Source organism: Vibrio sp. 10N.261.55.F4 (genome assembly GCF_041470465.1).
GTDB lineage: Bacteria > Pseudomonadota > Gammaproteobacteria > Enterobacterales > Vibrionaceae > Vibrio > Vibrio crassostreae_C.
This window is the reverse complement of the sequence record NZ_JBFRMM010000004.1, coordinates 174,308-197,300: the sequence shown is the minus strand read 5'-3', so window position 1 is coordinate 197,300 and position 22,993 is coordinate 174,308. Positions and strand designations below refer to the sequence as shown.

20 protein-coding genes are annotated in these 22,993 nt (G+C 45.8%); 11 read left to right on the top strand and 9 right to left on the bottom strand.

Annotated elements, in window-relative coordinates:
* Nucleotides 1–67: 67 nt before the first annotated feature.
* The 3 genes from dnaG to rpsU all read right to left on the bottom strand — a co-directional run bounded on the left by dnaG (nt 68) and on the right by rpsU (nt 2,623).
* The gene (gene dnaG, locus AB4249_RS04485) at nt 68–1,819 is read right to left on the bottom strand and encodes a DNA primase (RefSeq protein WP_017069474.1); all 1,752 of its coding nucleotides are present in this window, start codon (nt 1,817–1,819) and stop codon (nt 68–70) included.
* Nucleotides 1,820–1,938: 119 nt separating this feature from the next.
* Complete coding sequence (locus AB4249_RS04480) at nt 1,939–2,382, bottom strand: GatB/YqeY domain-containing protein (RefSeq protein WP_017069475.1); 444 nt, start codon at nt 2,380–2,382, stop codon at nt 1,939–1,941.
* 25 nt (nt 2,383–2,407) lie between these two features.
* Entirely contained in the window at nt 2,408–2,623 is a 216-nt protein-coding gene (gene rpsU / locus AB4249_RS04475; RefSeq protein ID WP_004396009.1) for a 30S ribosomal protein S21, read from the bottom strand.
* Between the two features lie 258 nt (nt 2,624–2,881).
* Here rpsU and tsaD point away from each other — a divergent pair, with 258 nt between their 5' ends.
* Nucleotides 2,882–3,898: a tRNA (adenosine(37)-N6)-threonylcarbamoyltransferase complex transferase subunit TsaD gene (tsaD, locus tag AB4249_RS04470; protein WP_017061410.1), complete on the top strand. Its 1,017-nt coding sequence runs from the start codon at nt 2,882–2,884 to the stop codon at nt 3,896–3,898.
* A 106-nt stretch (nt 3,899–4,004) separates the two neighbouring features.
* Nucleotides 4,005–4,820 carry an alpha/beta fold hydrolase gene (locus AB4249_RS04465; RefSeq protein ID WP_372102384.1) on the top strand — a complete coding sequence of 272 codons (816 nt, stop codon included), beginning with the start codon at nt 4,005–4,007 and terminating at the stop codon, nt 4,818–4,820.
* A 43-nt stretch (nt 4,821–4,863) separates the two neighbouring features.
* On the opposite strand, the gene plsY is transcribed toward AB4249_RS04465, so the two are convergent.
* Entirely contained in the window at nt 4,864–5,460 is a 597-nt protein-coding gene (gene plsY, locus AB4249_RS04460) for a glycerol-3-phosphate 1-O-acyltransferase PlsY (RefSeq protein ID WP_009847793.1), read from the bottom strand.
* A gap of 138 nt (nt 5,461–5,598) precedes the next feature.
* Between plsY and folB the strand changes: the two genes are divergently transcribed.
* From folB to AB4249_RS04445, 3 genes are read left to right on the top strand one after another with little or no spacing between them, the layout of a single operon-like run.
* Nucleotides 5,599–5,958, top strand: coding sequence for a dihydroneopterin aldolase (gene folB / locus AB4249_RS04455; RefSeq protein WP_017061412.1), 360 nt, complete (start codon nt 5,599–5,601; stop codon nt 5,956–5,958).
* The gene (folK, locus tag AB4249_RS04450; protein ID WP_017062921.1) at nt 5,955–6,437 is read left to right on the top strand and encodes a 2-amino-4-hydroxy-6-hydroxymethyldihydropteridine diphosphokinase; all 483 of its coding nucleotides are present in this window, start codon (nt 5,955–5,957) and stop codon (nt 6,435–6,437) included. The genes folB and folK overlap by 4 nt, the downstream gene beginning before the upstream one ends.
* A gap of 15 nt (nt 6,438–6,452) precedes the next feature.
* Nucleotides 6,453–7,256 (top strand): undecaprenyl-diphosphate phosphatase, encoded by an 804-nt coding sequence (locus AB4249_RS04445; protein ID WP_010434624.1) that lies wholly within the window; start codon nt 6,453–6,455, stop codon nt 7,254–7,256.
* A 91-nt stretch (nt 7,257–7,347) separates the two neighbouring features.
* On the opposite strand, the gene AB4249_RS04440 is transcribed toward AB4249_RS04445, so the two are convergent.
* Entirely contained in the window at nt 7,348–8,664 is a 1,317-nt protein-coding gene (locus tag AB4249_RS04440) for a multifunctional CCA addition/repair protein (protein WP_372102382.1), read from the bottom strand.
* Nucleotides 8,665–8,700: 36 nt separating this feature from the next.
* Between AB4249_RS04440 and AB4249_RS04435 the strand changes: the two genes are divergently transcribed.
* Both AB4249_RS04435 and AB4249_RS04430 read left to right on the top strand, forming a co-directional pair.
* Entirely contained in the window at nt 8,701–10,371 is a 1,671-nt protein-coding gene (locus AB4249_RS04435; RefSeq protein WP_372102380.1) for an AAA family ATPase, read from the top strand.
* Complete coding sequence (locus AB4249_RS04430; RefSeq protein ID WP_017061416.1) at nt 10,371–11,363, top strand: general secretion pathway protein GspB; 993 nt, start codon at nt 10,371–10,373, stop codon at nt 11,361–11,363. Before AB4249_RS04435 ends, AB4249_RS04430 begins: the two co-directional genes overlap by 1 nt.
* A 105-nt stretch (nt 11,364–11,468) precedes the next feature.
* Here AB4249_RS04430 and AB4249_RS04425 read toward each other — a convergent pair whose 3' ends face one another.
* From AB4249_RS04425 to AB4249_RS04415, 3 genes are all read right to left on the bottom strand, one after another.
* Nucleotides 11,469–12,080 (bottom strand): TIGR04211 family SH3 domain-containing protein, encoded by a 612-nt coding sequence (locus tag AB4249_RS04425; protein ID WP_017062917.1) that lies wholly within the window; start codon nt 12,078–12,080, stop codon nt 11,469–11,471.
* Nucleotides 12,081–12,285: 205 nt separating this feature from the next.
* On the bottom strand, nt 12,286–13,548 hold the full coding sequence (locus tag AB4249_RS04420; RefSeq protein ID WP_017062916.1) for an inorganic phosphate transporter: 1,263 nt from the start codon (nt 13,546–13,548) through the stop codon (nt 12,286–12,288).
* Nucleotides 13,549–13,676: 128 nt separating this feature from the next.
* Entirely contained in the window at nt 13,677–14,357 is a 681-nt protein-coding gene (locus tag AB4249_RS04415; RefSeq protein ID WP_010434644.1) for a TIGR00153 family protein, read from the bottom strand.
* Between the two features lie 207 nt (nt 14,358–14,564).
* Here AB4249_RS04415 and AB4249_RS04410 point away from each other — a divergent pair, with 207 nt between their 5' ends.
* A complete protein-coding gene (locus AB4249_RS04410; protein ID WP_055319017.1) occupies nt 14,565–16,082 on the top strand; it encodes an inorganic triphosphatase in 1,518 nt (505 codons plus the stop codon).
* A gap of 51 nt (nt 16,083–16,133) precedes the next feature.
* On the opposite strand, the gene AB4249_RS04405 is transcribed toward AB4249_RS04410, so the two are convergent.
* Nucleotides 16,134–16,883 carry a potassium channel family protein gene (locus tag AB4249_RS04405; protein ID WP_048658010.1) on the bottom strand — a complete coding sequence of 250 codons (750 nt, stop codon included), beginning with the start codon at nt 16,881–16,883 and terminating at the stop codon, nt 16,134–16,136.
* Between the two features lie 97 nt (nt 16,884–16,980).
* Here AB4249_RS04405 and AB4249_RS04400 point away from each other — a divergent pair, with 97 nt between their 5' ends.
* From AB4249_RS04400 to hldE, 3 genes are all read left to right on the top strand, one after another.
* The gene (locus AB4249_RS04400; protein ID WP_048658011.1) at nt 16,981–18,237 is read left to right on the top strand and encodes a methyl-accepting chemotaxis protein; all 1,257 of its coding nucleotides are present in this window, start codon (nt 16,981–16,983) and stop codon (nt 18,235–18,237) included.
* A gap of 225 nt (nt 18,238–18,462) precedes the next feature.
* Nucleotides 18,463–21,312: a bifunctional [glutamate--ammonia ligase]-adenylyl-L-tyrosine phosphorylase/[glutamate--ammonia-ligase] adenylyltransferase gene (glnE, locus tag AB4249_RS04395; RefSeq protein WP_372102378.1), complete on the top strand. Its 2,850-nt coding sequence runs from the start codon at nt 18,463–18,465 to the stop codon at nt 21,310–21,312.
* 121 nt (nt 21,313–21,433) lie between these two features.
* Entirely contained in the window at nt 21,434–22,864 is a 1,431-nt protein-coding gene (hldE, locus tag AB4249_RS04390; protein WP_372102376.1) for a bifunctional D-glycero-beta-D-manno-heptose-7-phosphate kinase/D-glycero-beta-D-manno-heptose 1-phosphate adenylyltransferase HldE, read from the top strand.
* Nucleotides 22,865–22,993: the final 129 nt, after the last annotated feature.

Here is a 22,993-nt window from a genome sequence, read left to right as displayed (position 1 = left end):
CGTTGCATTCTCAAATGCAAACCAATTATGTTAACAAATTTATTAAATGCTGACTAATCAAACAGGGTTACGCTTTTAGATCTAGCATTAAAGCTAGTAGCTCCCTTTTTTCTTCGGCTGATAAACCGACACTTCTTGCTTTGGCCTGCAGGTTTTCAATTTGTTTTTCAACGCACTGGGCAAGGATATTGTCCAATGAATCTAAAAATATGTCTTCTTGATTGTCTTCGTCGAGGGGGATTTCCCAGCTCGCGAGACGAGACAGAAGTGCCTCATGTTTATTATGTCGCCAATGCTCTAATAATTGGCCTGTGTTGATATGGGGATGCGCGTGGCATTTATCAAGTACTTCAACGAATAAACTTAGTCCAGGCAACTGTAAGCCTTTGACGCTTGATAAGTCCGGTACCATATCAGCATAGCTCGGATTTTGGATAAGCAAAGCGATAACTTCACGCATTGGAGTGCGCTTGAGCTCTTTATGCGGTTGAGGTGTCGGGTTCTGTGTATGAACACGCGCACGTCGCAATTGATTATCAAATCCAGTTCGCTCATCGAGCAGTTTTTCGAGTAATTCTTGGAAGTAACTGTCTGGAATTTTGTTAATCAAGGCGCTGGCGTGTGCACGCAGTGCTGATTTCCCTTCGGTTGTTCCCAAGTTTAACTTGTGTATTTCAATCAGGTTATCGAACAAATAGGTCGAAAGCGGCGTCGCATTGTGGACCAGTTGTTCAAAAGCGGCTTTGCCATGCTCTCTAATATAGCTGTCTGGGTCTTCACCGTCGGGCAAGAACAGAAACTTAAGCGTGTTACCGGTTTTGAGATACTCAAGTGCGTTTTCTAGTGCGCGCCATGCGGCCTCTTTACCTGCTCGGTCACCATCGTAACAACAAACCACAGTGCTGGTTTGACGGAACAACATTTGAACATGGTCGCCGGTTGTCGAGGTGCCCAGTGATGCTACTGAGTAATCGACACCATATTGCGCGAGTGCCACGACATCCATGTAACCTTCAACCACAAGTATTTGCGGCGGTTCACGGTAGGCTTGCAGCACTTCATAAAGGCCGTAAAGCTCTTTACCTTTATGGAAGATAGGCGTTTCTGGTGAGTTGAGGTATTTTGGTGTGCCGTCTTCTAATACACGACCACCAAAACCAATCACACGGCCACGACGATCACGAATTGGGAACATTACGCGTCCACGGAATCGGTCGTATCGGTTACCTTTATCGTTCTCAATTAGCATGCCGCCAGTCACGAGCATGTCTTGGGCTTCTTTCTGTTGGCCAAAGTTCTTACGAACTAAGTCCCACTCATCGGCCACATAACCAATACCAAACTTCTGGACGATCTCGCCCGAAAGGCCACGATTCTTTAGGTAATCAATCGCAGGTTTGTTGGCTGATATTTTCAGTTGAGAGCGGTAAAAATTACTGATGCCGCCCATCAAATCGTAGAGGTTACGTTTTTGTTCGCTGTTGGCTCTTGGTGCTGTTGATATCTCGCCGCTGCGCTGTTCTCTAGGAACGTCGAGGCCTAAGAAAGAGGCTAGCTCTTCAATAGCTTCAACAAAATCGAGGCGTTCGAACTCCATAATGAAGTCGATAGCATTACCGTGTACGCCACAACCAAAGCAGTGATAAAACTGTTTTTCTTGGCTTACGCTAAAAGAAGGGGTCTTTTCGTTGTGGAATGGGCAACAAGCACCATAGTTTTTGCCTTTTTTCTTAAGTTTCACGCGTGCGTCCACAATGTCGACAATGTCGAGACGCGCTAGGAGATCATCGATGAAACTACGCGGGATGTGTCCTGCCATAAAACCTTAGAAAAATGCACTAACTGAGAGTGTGGATAATAATAGTTTGAATAGGTTACAGATACAAACAAGCCGTGCGTTCCGAAGGATTGCACGGCTTGTTGCAATTTGATTTGGGATTAAGCGAGTTTAGAACGAACTAAACCACTAACTTTCCCCATATCTGCACGCCCTTGAATTTGTGGTTTCAAGATAGCCATTACTTTACCCATGTCTTGCATGCCCGCTGGTTGAGCTTCGGCGATTGCGCTATCAAGTAGTGCAATAACTTCTTCATCAGTTAGCGGTTGAGGCATAAAGCCTTCAAGTACCGTAATTTCTGCTTTTTCCACGTCAGCAAGATCTTGACGATTTGCTGATTCATATTGAGCAACAGAATCGCGACGTTGCTTAACCATTTTAACTAATACAGCAAGAATGTCGTCGTCGTTCAGAGTGATCCGTTCGTCAACTTCACGTTGCTTAATTGCTGAAAGAGCTAAGCGGATAGTGCCAAGGCGCGGTTTGTCCTTGGCTTTCATCGCTAATTTTTGCTCTTCTTTGAGTTGTTCAATAAGAGCCATAACTCAGTCCTTATGGATTAAGTTATTAGTACAGGCGAACGCGACGTGCGTTTTCGCGAGCTAGCTTCTTAGCGTGACGCTTTTGAGCTGCTGCTTTAGCGCGTTTGCGAACTGTAGTTGGCTTTTCGTAGTGCTCGCGACGGCGAACTTCAGAAAGGATACCTGCTTTTTCACAAGAGCGCTTGAAACGACGTAGTGCAACGTCGAACGGTTCGTTTTCACGTACTTTAACTATTGGCATATGCCTTTCACCTCAGGGGTTATTCATTATCGCTGGCTACTCAGTACCAAATCAGAGAAGTTACCCATCGAGCTAACTCTCTATTCGCGTTTGGCCATTAACCAGCTTGATCAAAAATGGTGCGGAATTTTAATCCGATCACAGTGGCTTTGTAAAGCACTTTGTCGATTATAGTCTGTACAATATTTGTTTGAAGAGCTTAGGCAGGGTAATATTGCGCTAATTTCCCATTTTAGACGAAAGCGTGCCGAGAAAATTATGCGCATTATTGGTATTGAAACCTCTTGTGATGAAACAGGAATCGCGATTTATGATGATGAGCAAGGGCTGCTTTCTCATCAATTATATAGCCAAGTAAAGCTGCACGCCGATTACGGTGGTGTGGTACCTGAGCTAGCTTCACGTGACCACGTGAAAAAAACAATTCCTCTTATTAAAGCGGCATTAGCTGAAGCGAACCTAACGTCGAAAGACATTGATGGTGTGGCTTACACGGCTGGCCCTGGTTTAGTGGGTGCACTGCTGGTTGGTGCAACGATTGGTCGCAGTATTGCTTATGCGTGGGGAGTGCCTGCAGTGCCTGTTCACCATATGGAAGGTCACCTTCTTGCGCCAATGCTAGAAGATAACCCACCACCATTCCCATTTGTGGCTCTGCTGGTTTCTGGCGGCCATACCATGATGGTAGAAGTGAAAGGTATTGGTGAATACCGAATCCTTGGTGAATCGATTGATGATGCAGCGGGTGAAGCGTTTGATAAAACCGCGAAACTGATGGGCTTAGATTACCCTGGTGGTCCACTGTTATCTCGTTTGGCGGAAAAAGGCACTCCGGGTCGTTTTAAGTTCCCGCGTCCAATGACCGATCGTCCGGGTCTAGATATGAGCTTTTCTGGTTTGAAGACGTTCGCAGCGAATACCATTCGCGATAACGATAATGATGACCAAACTCGCGCTGATATCGCTTATGCATTCCAAGAAGCTGTTTGTGCAACCTTAGTAATCAAGTGTAAGCGAGCCTTGGTTGAAACGGGCATGAAACGTATAGTGATTGCTGGCGGTGTAAGTGCCAACAAACAACTGCGTGTTGAGCTTGAAGCTCTTGCTAAGAAAGTCGGTGGTGAGGTGTACTACCCACGCACAGAATTCTGTACAGATAATGGTGCGATGATCGCTTATGCGGGTATGCAGCGCCTAAAGAATGGCGAAACGGCTGATTTGTCTGTTCATGCCACACCGCGTTGGCCTATTGACCAGCTAGAGCCAATTGCGTAATTGACTATAGTGTTTCGATAAACGGTCGCCTTGTGCGGCCGTTTTTATATCCTAGCTTACCGACTGTATGTCGATAAATAATTGCTGATAGAGATTAGGGAAGAAAATGAACAAGTTCACAGTAGACAATCAATCGATGGCGTACCTAGATGAAGGTCAAGGCCCTGTTGTTGTACTCGGCCACAGCTACCTTTGGGATAGTGCAATGTGGAAGCCGCAGATCGAAGCGTTAAAAACTCAGTATCGCTGTATTGTTCCAGAGCTTTGGTCTCATGGTGAATCTCAAGCAGCACCCACTTCGATGCGTAACTTGAAAGATTACGCTCAGCACGTTTTGGCTCTGCTTGATCATTTAGAGATCGAAGAATTCTCAGTGGTTGGCTTATCGGTTGGCGGTATGTGGGGGACTGAGTTAGCGGAACTTGCACCTGCACGTATTAAGTCTTTGGTTCTAATGGATACTTTTGTGGGTTTAGAACCAGAGGTTGCTCACGCTAAGTACTTCAGCATGTTAGATACCATCACTCAAACCAAGACGGTTCCTCAGCCAATTGTTGAAGCGGTTGTTCCACTGTTCTTCGCTAATGATGCTCAAACCAACACGCCAACTTTAGTGGAAGGGTTTACTCAGCAGTTATCAGCTCTTGAGGGTGACAACGCTGAAGAAGTGGCACGAATTGGTCGAATGGTGTTTGGACGTCGTGACATGATTGAATCGGTAGAGAACTTTGCTCTGCCTGTTTTGATTGCTGTAGGACAAGAAGATAAACCACGTCCGGTACTTGAGTCGTACTTAATGCACGATTGCATTACGGGCAGTGAATTAGTGGTGATTCCTGGCGCTGGTCATATTAGCTCGTTAGAGCAACCAGAGTTTGTGAACACAATGCTGAAGACGTTTTTAGATAAACATCTGCTGTAAGCTTTAAATACTGAATATTATGGTTCGGCTTAGACGTGACAGTTTAAGCCGATTTTTTTTGTCCGAGTTTTGGTTCGCTGCCATCGAGTAGGCGGCGGATATTCTGATGGTGACGCAACACGATCAAACAACACAACATGGCTACAGGCAGTGTGTATTGAGGTTTGACTAACCAAGCGTAGAAAGGGGCAAGTAGCACAGTAACCAGTGCAGCTAAAGAAGAGTAACGAAACAAAAACGCGACCACTAACCAAGTCGCCATGATCATTCCGGTTAGATCGAACCCTATTGGGGCGATAGCGCCGAGTGCGGTTGCCACGCCTTTACCACCTTTGAAGTGGAAGAAGATCGGATACATATGGCCAAGACACGCCGCAATTGCCACAACCCCAAGAATGATTGGGTCGATCTTGAGGTAGTAGCCAAGCCAGACAGGGATAGTGCCTTTCAGCATGTCACACAAAAGGACGGCAGCTGCTGCGCCTTTACCGCCAACACGCAGGACATTGGTTGCTCCTGGGTTGTTAGAACCTACTGTTCGAGGATCTGGGAGCCTCAAAACTCGGCATATCAAGACCGCACTAGAGATTGAACCTAGTAAGTAGGCAGCAATGATCATGATAAGTGCCAATGGGGTCATGTCTGTCCTTTAACGGTTATACGCCTAACGATGGGAAAATAATGCTCAATCCAAGAGTAATTGATATCATATCTCGAATTACGCAAATAATACGTTTTTTTCCCCAATTTGGGTATCCGACCTCTAAAAGGACAAGTCATGGCACTGGATAAAGTTTTCATTGAGCAGCTAGAAGTAATTACAACGATCGGTGTTTACGATTGGGAGCAAGAGATCAAACAGAAACTGGTGCTTGATATTGAAATGGCTCATGACAACCGCCCAGCAGGCAAGAGTGATGATGTGGTTGATGCTTTGGATTATTCGAAAGTGAGCACTGCAGTACTTGAGCACATTGCAAATGGCCGTTTTCTACTCGTAGAACGTGTTGCTGAAGAAGTCGCAGAGCTTATTATGACTCAGTTCTCTGTGCCGTGGATTAAAATCCGATTGGCTAAACCTGGCGCAGTGCCACAAGCAAAAGCCGTTGGTGTGATCATCGAACGAGGTCAAGCATGACAGTAGCCTATGTTGGTGTTGGCACGAACATAGACCGCGACAAGCATGCAAGGGTGGCATGGACAGAGCTTCAATCGTTAGGGACTAACCTTAAATGCTCTAAAATCTATCACTGTGAGCCCGTCGGTTTTAATAGCCATCCGTTTTATAACTTTGTGATAGAGCTCGACACGTCACTCTCATTGACTGAATTTTCACAGCAGCTGCGTAAAATTGAGTTTAAATGGGGTCGCTCTCAAGATGCGCACAAACTACAAGATCGAAAACTCGATCTTGATATTGTGCTGTTTGGAGAGGAGGTTTCTGAGTGTGAACCAGAATTACCACGCAGTGATATCTACAAATATCCTTTTGTAACACAGCCGCTTTATGATCTTTGTCCTGCGCGAGTGATCCCGCAAGACGGAAGAACCGTCAGTGAAATATGGCAGAAGATGCAGCAATTAGACTCGCTCTCTGTCGTAGATATAAAACTATAATTTTTAAGGTAAGTAATGAGTTATTTTGAAGCGTTTATATTGGCGTTGGTGCAAGGCTTTACAGAGTTTTTACCTATTTCCAGTTCTGCACACCTAATCCTTCCTTCAGCTGTTTTAGGCTGGGAAGATCAAGGTTTGGCTTTTGATGTCGCTGTCCACGTTGGTACTTTGGCAGCTGTTGTTATCTATTTCCGTAAAGAAGTGGTCTCTCTGTTGAGCGCATTCTTTGGTTCAGTGTTTAAAGGTGATCGTAGTAAAGAAGCGAAGTTAGCGTGGATGATCATTCTCGCGACGATTCCTGCGTGTATCTTTGGCTTGTTGATGAAAGATATTGTTGAGCTTTACTTACGCAGTGCGTGGGTGATCGCGACGACAACGATTATCTTTGGTCTATTGCTATGGTGGGTGGACAAGAACTCAAGCCTGCGCGATGACGAATACCAAGCGGGTTGGAAAAAGGCGCTGTTTATTGGTCTTGCTCAAGCAATGGCGATCATTCCGGGCACGTCTCGTTCTGGCGCAACCATTACCGCGGCGCTTTACCTTGGTTTCACACGTGAAGCGGCGGCTCGATTCTCTTTCTTGATGTCTATCCCAATCATCACTCTGGCTGGTGGTTATTTAGGTCTTAAGTTGGTGACAAGCGGTGATCCAATCCATGTTGGCACTTTGCTAACGGGCGTTGCGGTGTCTTTCATCAGTGCTTACATCTGTATCCACTTTTTCTTGAAGCTTATCTCTCGTATGGGCATGACACCGTTCGTTATCTACCGCCTGATTCTAGGTTGTGGTCTGTTTGCTTTCTTAATGATGCAGTAACAGACACAGGCAACGGTCTCGCTGTAAGAATTGAAACAAAAGGCCCGCTTAACTGCGGGCTTTTTATACGTTTTAGGTAGAGCGGCGACGATTAACTGCTAGCGAGTTCTGATAGGGCGTTTTCAATTGCGATGGCTCTGCGTTTCTCTTGTTCTTCTCGAATATCTTTGCCTTTAAAACCATCGGTAATGATCGCTTTTACTTCGACTTGAAGCGCCGCTTGGTAGGCGACTTCAAAGCGCGCTTTTTGAGGATAAGGCTGATCTTCTAATCCTTTTCGGCCTGCGTGGTCGGCCTGGCAGCAAAGTAGTATATCGTCGAGCCTATCTGGCTTACGCCAAACATCGAACTTGTTGAGAACCTTGAGAAAGGTGGTTGGTTTGAGCTCGCCTGCGCGGTGGATATTAGAATGTTGCTCGCACACTAACAACGCAAGGTCTCTGAATTCATTGGGCACTCTGACTCTTTCACACAGCTTCTTAATGATTTTTAAGCCTGTATGGCAATGCATTTTGTGGCTTGGCCACTCGCTTTCTGGCGTGACGCCTTTACCTAAATCATGTACTTGAGCGGCAAAACGCACGGGTAACGATGAGCTTAATCGCGCAGCTTGCTGAGCAACCATCAGAGTGTGAATGCCCGTGTCGATCTCAGGGTGCCACTTTTCCGGTTGAGGTACACCAAACAGCGCGTCAATTTCAGGCAACACAACAGCCAATGCACCACACTCTTTAAGTATCGAAAGGAATACTTCAGGGTGCGGAGTACTAAGGGATTTATGCCACTCTTGCCAAACTCGTTCGGCAGTGAGATGTGCCAGTTCACCGGATTGAACTATCTCGCTCATCATCACCATGGTTTCTGGTGCAACCGTAAAGTTGAGGTGATGGAGTTTGGCGGCGAAGCGAGCCACACGCAGCACACGAAGAGGATCTTCAACAAAAGCGTCTGAAACGTGTCTTAAGATACGATCCGAGAGATCTTTCTGGCCATGATAAGGATCGTGAAGTTGGCCTTTATCATCTTGAGCTATAGCGTTGATGGTCAGATCTCGACGCATCAGGTCTTCTTCCAAACTCACGTCTGGCGCGAAGTAACATTCGAAGCCTGTGTAACCAGAGCCTGATTTTCTCTCAGTGCGAGCCAGTGCGTGCTCTTCTTTGGTTTTTGGGTGCAAGAATACCGGGAAATCTTTTCCCACAGCAGTAAAGCCAAGGTTTTCCATCTCTTGAGGGGTACTCCCTACCACGACCCAATCTCTATCATAACTATCAATATTGAGCAGCTTATCGCGCACTGCTCCACCGACTAGATAGCGTTGTAGCCCGTTGTCTTTTGGTAGGCTATCGTAAATTTGCAACTTATCACCTCGAAATGTTTTATCACTGCTGGACTTTACTGCAAGCAATGGTACTTTCCATTAATCGTAATTATAGGGCAGCACATGTATAAGGAATATTTTGGCTTCGTTGAGATGCCATTTTCGATTGTACCAAATTCTCGCTACTTGTTTTTGAGTCAGCGCCATCAAGAAGCGATGCAGAACCTACAAGCCGGTTTAGGCGAGGGTGGGGGCTTTGCGATGCTTACTGGTGAGGTTGGTACAGGGAAAACAACGGTCGCTAAGGCGATGTTGTCTTCATTGGATAGTCATACTCAGGCTGGCCTTATACTTAACCCTACGTTTTCAAATACGGATTTACTAGAAGCTATCTGCGATGAGTTTGAGGTCGAGTACCCAGAACAAGCATCGTTGAAACAGCTCAGTCAGGCTATTCATTATTTTCTACTTGATAGCCATGCCGAAGGCATTCAAACCCTATTGGTGATCGATGAAGCCCAACACCTCGCTGCCGATGTGTTGGAGCAGTTACGCCTTCTAACAAACTTGGAAACCGACAATCGTAAGCTGTTAAAAGTACTGTTGGTCGGCCAGCCGGAATTACAACAGCACTTACAAACCACGCAGCTACGTCAGCTAGCACAGCGCATTACTGGTCGTTATCACTTACTGCCTCTTAATACCGAAGAAACGGGCAAGTACATCGCGTTTCGTTTGGAGACGGCGGGTGGCGAGCAGATGTTGTTTTCGAACCGTTCTATCAAGCTGATTGCTCAATATACGCATGGTATTCCAAGGCTCATTAACTTGGTGTGTGATAAAGCACTGCAGTTGGCTTTTCATGACGGTGAGCAGCTACCGAGCAATGAAACGGTTAACCGAGCGTGTCAGCAGGTTATGTCCTTTCAGGCCGATGTGTATCACGTCGAGAAAGCTCTAACTTCTCGTGTCGCGCCTAAGTTATTCCAATACGCAGGGATTGCGACGTTAAGCGTTGGTCTTGCAATAGCGACCTTTAACTTCGCTCCAAGCTATATCAATGCTTGGTTGCCTACGGATGCATCAAATGAAGCAAAGACGGAAGTGTTAGCACGTACTCAGCGTTCTTTGGTATCAGATGTTCCTAAGTTGGTTGCTGAGCCAAAACCTGCCAAGTTTGAATTGCCACAACACATTCAACAACATTTGATGCAGGGGACCAATCGTTCTCTCGCTATCAAAGACTTGTATACGCTGTGGGGATATCAATCTTCACTGCGTGATGGATTGTGCTTAAGTGAGCCACAAAGTGTTTTTGTGTGTGAGCAGCAGCAGGCCAATTTGGATACATTGTTAGAACTAGGTGTGCCTGTGGTACTTAATCTCGACATAGACCAAAAGCCAGTGTTTGCTGTGCTGTATGGCGTGTCTAAGGATTCTGTCGAGTTGCTGGTTAATGAAAAGCTGTTGGTGATGCCGAAGCAATCCTTAGAGCAAATCTGGCAAGGCGATTACGTCGCTATTTGGAAGCAGCCGCTGCGAGAGACCCTTAAAGAGGGCTATCAAGGTGAAGCGGTTGCTTTGCTTGATCTACTGCTTTCTGAAGTATTAGGAGAGGTTGTTTCCGGTAGTGATGTATTTGATTATGAGTTAAAAATGAAAATCGAAGCATTTCAAACGTGGCAAGGTATGTCTGTTGATGGCATTGCAGGTAAGCGCACCTTAGCAAGATTGCAGAGATTAGCTCAACTCGATTCGCCTAAGCTGATGTCACTAGAAGGGGGCGAAAGCTAATGTCACGTATTATGCACGAACTTAAACAGCCGTCTCACAAGCCATCTTCTATTAATCAGCACTCTCTTAGCAAACCAAGCTTCAAAGGCTACCAGAATCATCATGTTCCTAATTCTGCAAAAGGGATGAGCAACAAGCGAGGTTCATCGTTAGCGATGGGGCTACTCTTAATCTTGGTTCCTTCTTTGTTGGTGGGTGGCGTCTTGGCTTATCAATCGTATATCCAACAACAAGAAGCCGTGAACCAAGCTGCCAATGTCGCTCTGCCAGAATTTAAAACTGAATCAGACATTGAGCCTGAAATTGCGGATGCTGATATAGCAAGCATGGATGCCGTGTCTGAGGAAGAAGATGCCTTGTTCACCGTTCGCCCTGCACCGGCGAGCCAACCGTTGAAAGCATTGCCACGCCAAGAGATGTATGCACAGATTGATTCTGGCGCTAATCGTGCAAACACCGCTGGTGGCTCAGCAGTGATCTTCGCTAATGCTGATAACAACACTCAAATGACAGCCAGTTCTGAATCGTCATCCGTTCAGCCAGGCGCGAGTGATGAAACGACTGCTCTGCAATCAAGCACTGATCAGCAATCAAATAGTGACTTACAATCGGACAGTGATCTGCTGCAAGGGCTAGACCTCAGTGAGTTGCCACCTGATTTGGCATTGAAGCTTGAATCCATTATGGGGGAGCAACAAAGCGCTCCTGAGCCGATGGATTCTAGACCCTCAGGGCAAAGGGGTTCTCAGGTCATTGAGTTGGAAACGCACACCAATAGCTTATCAGGCGTCCTTCCTAAGTTAGACCTACAAACCCATATGTACTCGAGCAGCGAAACCAAGCGTTGGGTAAAAGTGAACGGTCAAGAAGTGGCGCAAGGAGATTGGATTGGACAAGACATTCAATTACTAGAGATTAAGCCACAATCGGTGATCATAGAGTTCAATCAGCAGAAGATAGAAATCCCAGCTCTGTACGAGTGGAAAGGCTAGCGAGCTCTAAAGGTATCTAGATAACAGACAAATAAAAAGGAGCACCGAGGTGCTCCTTTTTGATCTTCGATACTGAATTTACTGTACCTAATACAAGCGTTACGTCTACGCCCAACCGTTTGGTGATTTTCTGCGACGAGGCATGATGTGTGGCAGAACAAGGCCTAGAAGTAGACCAATACCCGCAACACCACCACCGTACATGAAGTACTTCAATAGTAGGTCGTCTTTTTGAGTGTCTAGCTTAGCGCGCAGTTCACGGTTCTCTGTTTGAGAACTCGTTAGCTGTTGGCTAATTTCACTGTAGTTCTGTTCTAGTTCAGCAATCTGCTTGTTACGAGAATCTAGAGAGCTTGCTAGGCCAGCTTTTTCGCTGTCAGCACTCTGACGAGCATTCGCTAGCTTGCCTTTAACTTCCGTCAGCTCTTTCTCTAGCTTAGGCATACGCAGTGCCATGCTTTCTTGAGTGCTTACAAACTTGCTTTCAACCCAACCTTTACGGCCACGGTTGTCTTGAATTTGGGTGTAACCCGTACTCTTGTTAGTTTGTAGGAATGTAATCTTTTCACCAGCATCAACACTACCGATGATACGGAATGTGTTGTTTGGGCCAGAATGCATATAAGTAAATAGTTTGTCAGCAATATAACGGTCTTGTGCAAAGGCAGCTGGAGCCGCAAGCATTGCGAACAAAACTAAGCTAATCAGTTTTTTCACAGTAAATCCCTTAACGATTCAAATTGGGTAGGCGTATGAGTCAGCCTCAATCAGCAAATAATATTTAGTTTCTTTATGCGGTGCAACAAAGAAGGGAGGCAAAGCCTCCCTTTCTGTGCGTTTGAGTCAATAATGACATGGCATTTACATATCGTTACTGAAGCTCACACTGTTCTGACGCTAGTATTCACTAACGCAGTCGCGATTACATAGTAAACGCAGCTTGAATTCCGTAGAAGAACACAACAGCAAGTAGAGCACCTGCAGGTAGTGTCACAATCCAAGAAGCCACGATATTACGTACAACGCCTAAGTTTAGTGCTGCGATACCACGAGCAAAACCAACACCTAAAACAGCACCAACGAGTGTTTGTGTAGTAGAGATTGGAAGGCCAGTACCTGAAGCTAGTACAACCGTACATGCAGTTGCAAGTTGTGCAGCAAAGCCACGGCTTGGTGTTAGTTCTGTAATACCAGTACCAACGGTTGCCATTACTTTATGACCCATTGTTGCAAGACCAACAACGATACCGAATCCACCTAGAGGAAGAATCCACCATGCGATAGTACTCTTACCTGTGATTTCACCCATGTGCTCAACGGTTGATACAACAGCAGACAGTGGACCAATCGCGTTCGCAACGTCGTTTGAACCGTGTGCAAATGCCATCGCACAAGCTGTGATAACCATGAGTACAGAGAAGATGCCTTCAACACCTGCAAAGCCGTGGTCTTCTTCGCGGTTAGCGAATTTCTTCTGGATGTATAGGTAACCGCCGATCATTACAAGCGCAGAAACGCCAGCAGCCCAAACCCATGCTTCAGTGTTGCTTAGGTGAAGACCAACGTGCTTAAGGCCTTTCTTGATGGTTACAAGTGCAATTACCATTGTTGTAATGAACATGTATACCGGTACAAAGCGTTTCGCGTTAAATAGCGGGTTCTCTGTATCAAAAATCAGTCGTTGAGCACTTACAAATATGACGTAAGCGAAGAAACCGGAAATAACCGGTGTGATAATCCAACTGCCCACAATGCCTTGAACGCTGTTCCAGTCTACCGCTTCAGTACCTACAGACACACAAGCGAAGCCGATGATTGCACCGATGATTGAGTGAGTCGTAGAAACCGGCCAGCCCATGTAAGAAGCGAGAAGTAGCCATGTACCCGCAGCAAGAAGTGCTGACATCATGCCGTACACAAGTACATCTGGTTGATGAGCGAATAGAGACGTTTCGATAACACCTTTACGGATCGTGTCTGTTACTTCGCCGCCCGCAAGGTAAGCACCTGCGAATTCAAAGATCATTGCGATAATGATCGCTTGTTTAACGGTTAAAGCTTTAGAGCCTACTGAGGTGCCCATTGCGTTCGCAACGTCATTTGCACCAATACCAATAGCCATCAAGAAACCGAAAGCTGCTGCAACAATAATCAGGACAGTGCCGTAGTTAGCAAGGATATCCATCGTAATACCTAGTTGTTTGATAACAAGCGGAACAAATTTAGACGCAAAAAACCGCTCAGCGAGAGGAATACTCAGCGCATAAGTGGTTTGTTCAAAAAATGCTCTTCGTTATATGGTTAACGTATGATTTAAGATCGAGAAAGCATTACTTCAAGACGAGCGCCTACACGCTGTGCTTGATCTGCAATACCACCAACCCATTCAAGAATTTTGTATAAGAACATGATATCAACTGGATTCAGATCGCCTTCAATTGCCATTAGTTGTTGGCGTAGTTCGATCTGCATCGCATCCGTGTCATCTTCAATTACATCTAATTGATGAATCATTTCGGCAACGAGTGTTACTTCACGGCCTTTAAAGCCAGTCTCAAGTAATTCGTCTAATTCATTGATTACGTTTTGTGCTTGGTTCGCTGCATCTAGACAACGTTTAACGTAAGCGATGAAGTTTTCTTGCATAGGAGCAGGAATGACAAGTTGACGACCATATACACGGCCAGCAATGTCTTTCGCTAGGTTTGCGAGTTTGTCTTGTTGCGTTAATAGCTCCAACATATCGGTGCGATCAACTGGCATAAACAAACCACGAGGAAGTTTAAGGCGAATTTCACGTTTTAGTACGTCAGCTTCTTTCTCAAGGTGAGAAATTTGAGCTCGAATTTCTGATGCTTTTTCCCAGTCACCTTTTGAAGAAACTTCAAAGAAATTAACTAGGTGAGAACAACATTCGTTCACGCATACTACGTGACGCTGCAAAGGTTTAATTGGGGACTTTGCAAATAACCCCATAATTGTATTTACTGGCATGGTCATCCAACCTAATAAATAATAACCTTAAAACAACATACACCATATTCATGGTGAAATGTTAAGCGATGGCTACAAAGTCGCGCATGTTAACCTAATCAATCTCTCATTAAAACTGTTTTAGATCATCATAAGGGCGATATTTCTGACTTGCCGACTTTTCAAATTGGCAATATCCTGTCCCTATCTTCACAGAAAGGTATAACTATGGAAACCGAGATAGAACTGAAGTTTTTTGTTTCTCCTGAATTTTCAGAGACTTTACGCAATAAAATTGCTGAAACTAAAGTACTTCAGCACAGTTGTCGTGAGCTAGGTAACATCTACTTTGACACCGCTGACAACTGGCTACGTAAGCACGATATCGGCTTACGCATTCGACGCTTTGATGACGTATTTGTACAAACCGTAAAGACAGCGGGTCGTGTGGTTGCTGGCCTGCATCAAAGGCCTGAATACAATGCAGAACACGACAGTAACGAACCCAAGCTAGCCCTGCACCCAGAGGATATCTGGCCAGCAGGTAAAGACATCGAAACGTTGCAAGCTGAGCTGACTCCTCTGTTCTCTACCAACTTCACGCGTGAGCAGTGGCTGATTGGCATGCCTGATGGCAGTCAAGTCGAGGTCGCATTCGACCAAGGCTTCGTTGAATCAGGCGACCTGCAAGAACCGATTTGCGAAGTCGAATTAGAACTTAAATCCGGTCAAACGGATGCGCTATTTACATTGTCTCGCCAATTCTGCGAACAAGGTGGCATGCGTTTGGGCAATCTAAGCAAAGCTGCTAAGGGTTACCGCCTTGCTCAAGGTTATCAAGGAGATGAAGTTACTCCTTTGACTTTAGTTGATACTGATAAAAGTGATACCGTTGAATCGTGTTTCATTCAATCTTTAGAGCACGCTCTCGCTCATTGGCACTATCATGAGCAGATCTTCACCGAGCGCCAATCTATTGAAGCGTTACATGAGATCAGCCACTCGCTCAGTTTTATTCGTCAAACCTTCACTATCTACGGTGGTATTGTCCCAAGACGTGCGAGTGCTATTTTACGTCAAGAGTTGAAGTGGCTTGAGCAAGAGCTCGACTGGCTGAAAAGCTATGACCATTTCGAAGACTTGCTGGAAGATAAAGGACACGTACTACGTAAACTCGATGCGCGTAAGTTTTTAGTGGCTGAGCTTAAAGAGATGCAAGAGCAACTGCCAGATCGTGAAGAGCTGCTTACCTTGTTGAGCTCTGCTCGTTACACTGGTTTATTGTTAGATCTGAGCCGCTGGATCTTGTCTCGTGGCTGGCAACCTTTCTTAGATGAGAAAGCGCGTGAACAAATGGGTCGTGGTATCGAATGGTTTTCCGTGCAGCAACTCGATCGCACATGGGCAGACTTGATGGAAGCTTTCCCGCCAGAGCGAGTGATGACCAGCCAAGCGTATATTGAACAGCAATACCGTTTGATGCGTAATCTGTATTCTGGTGTTGGTTTCGCGAGTTTATATGATGACGCTGAGCGAAACAGCTTCCGCTTGCCATGGGCTGATATGGTGCAAGGCATTGATGACCTACTGGCACTTAAAACATTAGAGCCTTTGACTGAGAAGTTGGAAGGCGACGAGAAGGTTCAGCTAGAGCGTTGGTTAGCTCGTCAAGAAGTGTCTATTCTGCATGCGATGGAACAAACACGCCAAATCAGTGTTGAGGTTGAGCCATACTGGCAAGACTAAACTCAACACCTGTATCAATATAAGTATGAATTTGAAAATAGGGCTTCGGCCCTATTTTTTTGCTTGTTGCTCGAGCTTTTCTAGTCGTTCGAGGATTTTCTGTTGTTGCTCAATGATCTTCTCAAGGTGCTTCTCTTTGTTTTCCGCGCGTTGATTCTCATGATGAGTTGGAGAGGTGATCAAAGAAGTAATCAAGCCTGAAATCATACCAAACACACCCACACCGCAAATGATCACCAGAGAGGCAACTAATTTTCCTGAGCTCGTGACGGGATAATGATCGCCATATCCCACGGTACTGATGGTCACGAAAGCCCACCATAACGCATCTTGTCCAGTGGTGATGTTGGCGTTGGGATCTTTGTGCTCTAACAGCAGTATTGTCCCAGCTCCTATGGTCAGGAGAATGATCAGCAGCAATATAATCGAGGCGAGGGTGGTCTCTTTACGATTGCGAAATAGCTCTCTTAACACTCGTTTACCCGAACGAAGAACAAGAATTACACGTAAGATCTGAAAAATGCGAGCGAAACGAAGTGGTTCGATCATTGGGATGCTTGCTAAGAAATCGATCCAGTGTACTTTTAGATATTCTTTTTTGTTTTGTGATCTGAATAGATCAATTGTGAGCTGAAAAAGAAAAACACTACAGATTATAAAATCGAGGCCGATAAGGACTTGTTTCGATTCTTTGTCGATCGGTACGAACAATAAGCCTGAGATCACAAATAACGCTAAGAAAGAGAGAATCAGTGACAATAAGCTCATCGGCTTGGTGGCGTCTTTGGTATTATTCAACATTCATACGAGGCTCAAAATAAATCGCGAACTTTGACTGACATAGCCACCTCGCGGATATAGAAGCCATCAATATATAAGAATTAATGGAGAACTGACAATGACTAAACTGTCATTCAAGCCGTGGGAAAGGATAATCTCTGACGTTCGTCTCGTTCCAAAAATGGTCATGCTGATGATATTCAGTACGATCTTGATCATTTCAAAGCAGCTTTGGGACGCAAGTACGTTTTACGATTCACTGCTTGCTGTAACCAATAACGCGCAAGTCGCACAACAGCATTACGAGACTTACCTAGTTCAAGTGGCTTGGCAAACAGCCTTAATGATCATTGTGTTTGTGGTTCTTCTATTAGCAGCGGCGCGCGTTATGCTGCGTCAGACTCAATACCTTAATGACGCCATTAAAACCATGGCCGACAAGAACTTATCAGTGCCGATTCAAATGGACTGTAAAGATGAATACGGCGATGTGGCACGTGAACTCGAAAAAACTCGCGTTCAACTGAACGACATGATCAAAACTCAGGTGGCCTCTTCTGATGAACTGTTTGCTCTGACGGAAGTGATGACCATCAGCATGTCTGAAACCAAAGAATCAGCTCAAGAAGAGTTCAATGAGATCGATCAGCTGGCAACAGCAATGAGTGAGATGACCTCTACAGTGCAAACTGTAGCCGAACATGCGCAAAGCGCTTCTTCATTGACGGAACAGGCATCTGGCCAAGCATTGACGGGACAGAAGTTCGTTCAAGGGTCTGTTTCTAAGATGAGTGAGCTATCTTCAGATATCGCAGCATCTGCAGCAGCGGTAAACCAAGTAGAAGAGCGCGTTGACTCAATTGGCAGTGTGGTTGGTACTATCCAAGGCATTTCAGAACAAACAAACCTATTAGCATTGAACGCTGCGATTGAAGCGGCGCGTGCAGGTGAAGCAGGTCGTGGTTTTGCGGTTGTTGCTGATGAGGTTCGTAACCTTGCACAGCGCACTCAGCAAGCGACGGTAGAGATTCAAGACATGATCAGTCATCTACAAAGCAGCGCTAACTCTGCGGTAGAACTGATGGAGAAGAGTGTTGTTGAAGCGGCTGAAGGTGTTGATCTGGTGACTAACGCGGGAAGTGAGCTTGACGGCATTGTAAGCCAAGTCAATCAAATCAATGATATGAACTTCCAGATCGCGACCGCTGCAGGCCAACAGAGCAGTGTTGCTGAAGAGATGAGCGTCAACCTGACCAATGTACGCGAGCTTGTTGAAGCTTCAGTTGTGGTGGTTGGTGAACTGCTCGAGACCTCTCAGCTTATGGAAAGTAACGCGCAAGAACTCGACGGTAAGATTAAGCAATTTAAGGTTTAGTCCTCAGCACCCAATCTTCATCCGTCAAAGGCTAATTCCCAGAGACTGTTTCTCGGTTGTAAGCTCAACCAGATAAGTTAATCGATAAAACGCCCACATTGCTAATGTGGGCGTTTTTTATTGGCGTAACTTTGGTATAACTTATCTTTAGTTATGAAAACTCGTTATTGAAGAACTGAATCGATAAACCGATTGTTCGGCGCGCAGCTTATACAAGGAAGAAACATGCCATTGCCTTCTCAACTCATCACTCACTCCCAGTCTGCTTTTGAGCAATTATTAGAGCATCAAAGTGAAGCCATCAATACTTGGTCTGAGCCACTGACTGAAGATCTTAAACGTGTACTCGGTTTAAGCTGTTTTATTGGTGATTGCCTGCAGCGTGATACGGTTTTATGTGGTGACTTACCTAATATGTTGGCATGCGAAGAACGCGCTGAAGGATACCGAGAACGCTTGGCTGAATTACTTTCTAGTTGCACCGATGAAATGAGCGGTCAGCGCGTGCTGCGTCAATTCCGAAATCGAGAAATGACCTACATTGCTTGGCGTGATTTTATGGGTTCGTGGGAGCTAGAGCAGAGCCTAAATCATCTATCGATGTTGGCTGAGGCGATGATCTTCGAAACCTACCAATGGCAGTACGATATTTGTTGTAAAGAGTGGGGCACACCTTGTAATGAACAAGGCGAAGCACAGCCGATGTTGATCATTGGTATGGGCAAGCTAGGGGGCGGTGAGCTTAACTTCTCTTCCGATATCGATCTGATCTTCACCTACCCAGAGAATGGTGAAACCCAAGGTGCAAGACGCAGCATTGCCAATGCGCAGTTCTTTACACGTCTCGGGCAACGTATTATTAAGGCGCTTGATCAGCAAACCTTCGATGGATTCTGTTATCGAGTAGACATGCGCCTGCGTCCATTCGGTGAGAGTGGTCCACTGGTCATGAGTTACGCTGCGCTAGAAGATTACTATCAAGAACAAGGTCGCGATTGGGAACGCTACGCTATGGTCAAAGCGCGTGTGATGGGCAGTGAGATGTACCCTGAGTATCAAGAGCTTCGCCAAATGCTACGCCCGTTTGTGTTCCGCCGTTATATTGATTTTAGTGCGATTCAATCTCTGCGCCGAATGAAGTCTATGATCAGCAGCGAAGTGCGTCGTCGTGGTCTCTCGAACAACATCAAGCTTGGCTCTGGTGGTATTCGTGAAGTTGAGTTTATCGCACAAGTCTTCCAATTGATTCGTGGTGGACGCGAGCCTAGCTTACGCGGTCGAGGGTTACTCGAAACCTTAAGTGCGATTGAATCCCTTCATCTGCTAGAGTCTGAAGAGGTGGGGCACCTACGTGAAGCTTATCTGTTTTTGCGTCGCCTTGAGAACCTGTTACAAGCCATGGCTGATAAGCAAACTCAAACCTTACCTGACTGTGAATTCGAACAACTGCAGCTTGCGGTTGCCATGCAATTTTCCGATTGGGATAGCTTGATTGTGGCAACTCGCGCCCATATGGCGAATGTACATACCGTGTTCGAAGACCTAATTGGCGTTGATGAAGATGACGCTAATCCGATCGCGAGCCACTTTAGCGAGTTGTGGGATATGGCCCATAAACCCGATGTAATTGAGCACGTGTTGGAACACGACATTGCGGTCGCGAGCCCGCCTGATGCGGCGAAAACGATCATTCAGTTTAAAGCCGATTTGGCTAAAAAGACTCTTGGCCCTCGTGGGCGGGAAGTCCTCAATCGACTGATGCCGAAAGTGTTTCAAGCGCTGTACACCGCTAAGGATGCCGAGTTTGGTTTGTCGCGAGTACTGCATCTGCTGCATAAAATCGTTACGCGTACCACTTACCTTGAACTACTAGATGAACACCCTGCCGCGTTGACTCAGCTAGTTCGCCTGTGTACGGCAAGCCCGATGATTTCGGAGCAGTTGGGTCGTTATCCAATTCTGTTAGATGAACTTATCGACCCTCAGCAACTCTACAATCCCGTGCCTTTAGAGTCTTACAAGACCGAGTTGCGTGATTATCTAGCCCGTATCCCTGAAGATGATATGGAGCAACAGATGGAAGGTCTGCGTCAGTTTAAGCAGACCTGTATATTGAGAATTGCAGCCGCGGATATTGCGGGTGCTCTACCTGTCATGAAGGTCAGTGATCACCTGACCTACTTAGCAGAAGCCATTGTGGAGGCGGGGGTCAATCAAGCTTGGTTACAAGTATCCGCCAAGTTTGGTGAACCGACCCATGTTAAAGATCGCGAAGGTCGCGGTTTTGCTGTCGTTGGTTATGGCAAAGTCGGTGGTTGGGAGCTTGGTTATAACTCCGATCTTGATATCGTGTTCATGCACGACTGCCCGGTACACATCTATACTGATGGAAAGAAAGAGATCGATGGACGCCAATTCTACTTAAGATTAGCGCAGCGTATTATTCATATTTTCTCGACCAGAACTGCTTCTGGCATTTTGTACGAAGTCGATACTCGCCTACGCCCTTCTGGTGCATCTGGTCTATTGGTGAGTCCAACCGATGCCTTTGACGAGTATCAGCACAATGACGCGTGGACATGGGAGCACCAGGCCCTCACTCGTGCTCGTATGATTTACGGTGATGACTTATTGGTATCTGCGTTTAACAAAACTAGGCATGAGGTTTTGTGCTTGCCACGAGATGAGGCAACACTCAAAAAGTCAGTTGTGGATATGCGTGAAAAAATGCGTGGCCATTTAGGCGGTAAAAAAGCCGATCGATTCATGCTTAAACAAGATGCGGGCGGTATTACTGATATTGAGTTCTTGGCGCAATACTTAGTGCTGAGATACAGCAACGAGAAACCTAAGCTTACTCGTTGGTGTGACAATGTGAGAATCTTTGAAAGCTTGTTGTCGCAAGGGATAATGGACGAGCAACAAGGTATGGCATTGACCAATGCGTACACCACATTAAGGGATGAAATCCACCACCGTAATCTACTTAACCTTGATGCGGATGTGGCGATTGAAAAGTTCGAAATGGAAAGAGAACATGTTGTTCAGGCATGGAAGCAGTGGATGGAAGCATAATTCAGTCATAGCGTAGCGAGTGCTATGTTTATCTTGATAGGCTTTTACTCATTTATCTGTAGTTTAGCCACTGTAATCAGTGTGCTAGACTCTAGCCAGATTCGATTTTTGGAGCTCAACAATGAAACCAATTCTACCTGACTACAGCCAATCAGGTGTTCTTATTGTCGGTGACGTAATGCTTGACCGTTACTGGTATGGCCCAACTGGCCGTATTTCACCAGAAGCACCAGTCCCCGTTGTGAAAGTAGAAAATAACGAAGAGCGTCCTGGTGGTGCTGCCAACGTAGCAATGAACATTGCCTCTCTTGGTGGGCATGCTCATGTTGTTGGTTTGACTGGTAAAGATGAGCCTGCTGAGGTGTTGAAAAGCACTTTAGGTGCTCTGAAGGTTAAGTGTGATTTCGTTGAGTTAGAAGACTATCCAACCATCACCAAACTACGAGTGATGAGCCGTGGTCAGCAGTTGATTCGCTTGGATTTTGAAGACAAATTCGAAAACACCAACCCAGAGCTTATTCTGTCTCGCATGGAGCAAGCCCTACCAAATGTACGTTCGGTTATCTTGTCAGATTACGCGAAAGGTGCATTAGAGCATGTACAGAGCTTCATTCAAAAAGCACGCGCAGCCAATGTTCCTGTATTCATCGATCCCAAAGGCGCGGATTTAGAGCGCTACCGTGGTGCGACATTACTTACACCAAACATGGCAGAGTTTGAGCTGGTTGCAGGTAAAGTGAAATCAGAAGAAGATCTTATCGAGAAAGGTATTGCCTTGATCGAGAAGTATGACTTTGAAGCTCTATTGGTGACTCGCAGTGAAAATGGTATGACTTTATTACGTAAAGGTCAGGCACCATTCCACTTGCCAACCCAAGCGAAAGAAGTGTACGACGTAACTGGTGCTGGCGATACGGTTATCTCAGTACTGGCTGCGTCTGTTGCAGCTGGTAAGCCATTGGATGAGGCGTGTGCATTAGCGAACGCTGCAGCTGGTGTCGTTGTTGGTAAGCTAGGTACGTCAACGTTATCCACGATAGAGCTAGCTGAAGCGATTCACGGCAGTCAAGACACAGACTACGGTGTGATCTCAGAAGCGGCACTGGTTGAAGCGGTGAAGCGTGCTCGTGCGAAAGGCGAGAAGGTAGTTATGACCAATGGCTGCTTTGATATTCTACATGCTGGTCATGTTTCTTACATGAATCACGCGGCTGAGCTGGGCGATCGTTTGATCGTTGCGGTAAATACCGATGAATCAGTGAAACGCTTGAAAGGCCCTGGTCGCCCTGTGAACCCAACTGATCGTCGTATGGCGGTATTGGCTGGCTTAGGTGCAGTTGATTGGGTTGTGCCGTTTTCTGAAGATACGCCTCAACGTTTGATCTCTGAAGTATTGCCAAGCATTTTGGTGAAAGGCGGGGATTATAAACCTGAAGATATCGCTGGCGGTGCGGAAGTGATTGCGGCTGGTGGCGAAGTTAAAGTACTTAACTTTGAAGATGGTTGCTCTACAACTGAAATTATCAAAGCGATTAAAGGTGGTCGAGGTTAACCCTTCGCCTTCGAGTATAAAACCTTTAGCCTCAAGCTCATAGTCAGATTGTAAATCTAACTTTTGATAGATAATAAAAATGCCGCTCAATGAGCGGCATTTTTGTAACGGTAATCTAGTCGCTTTATT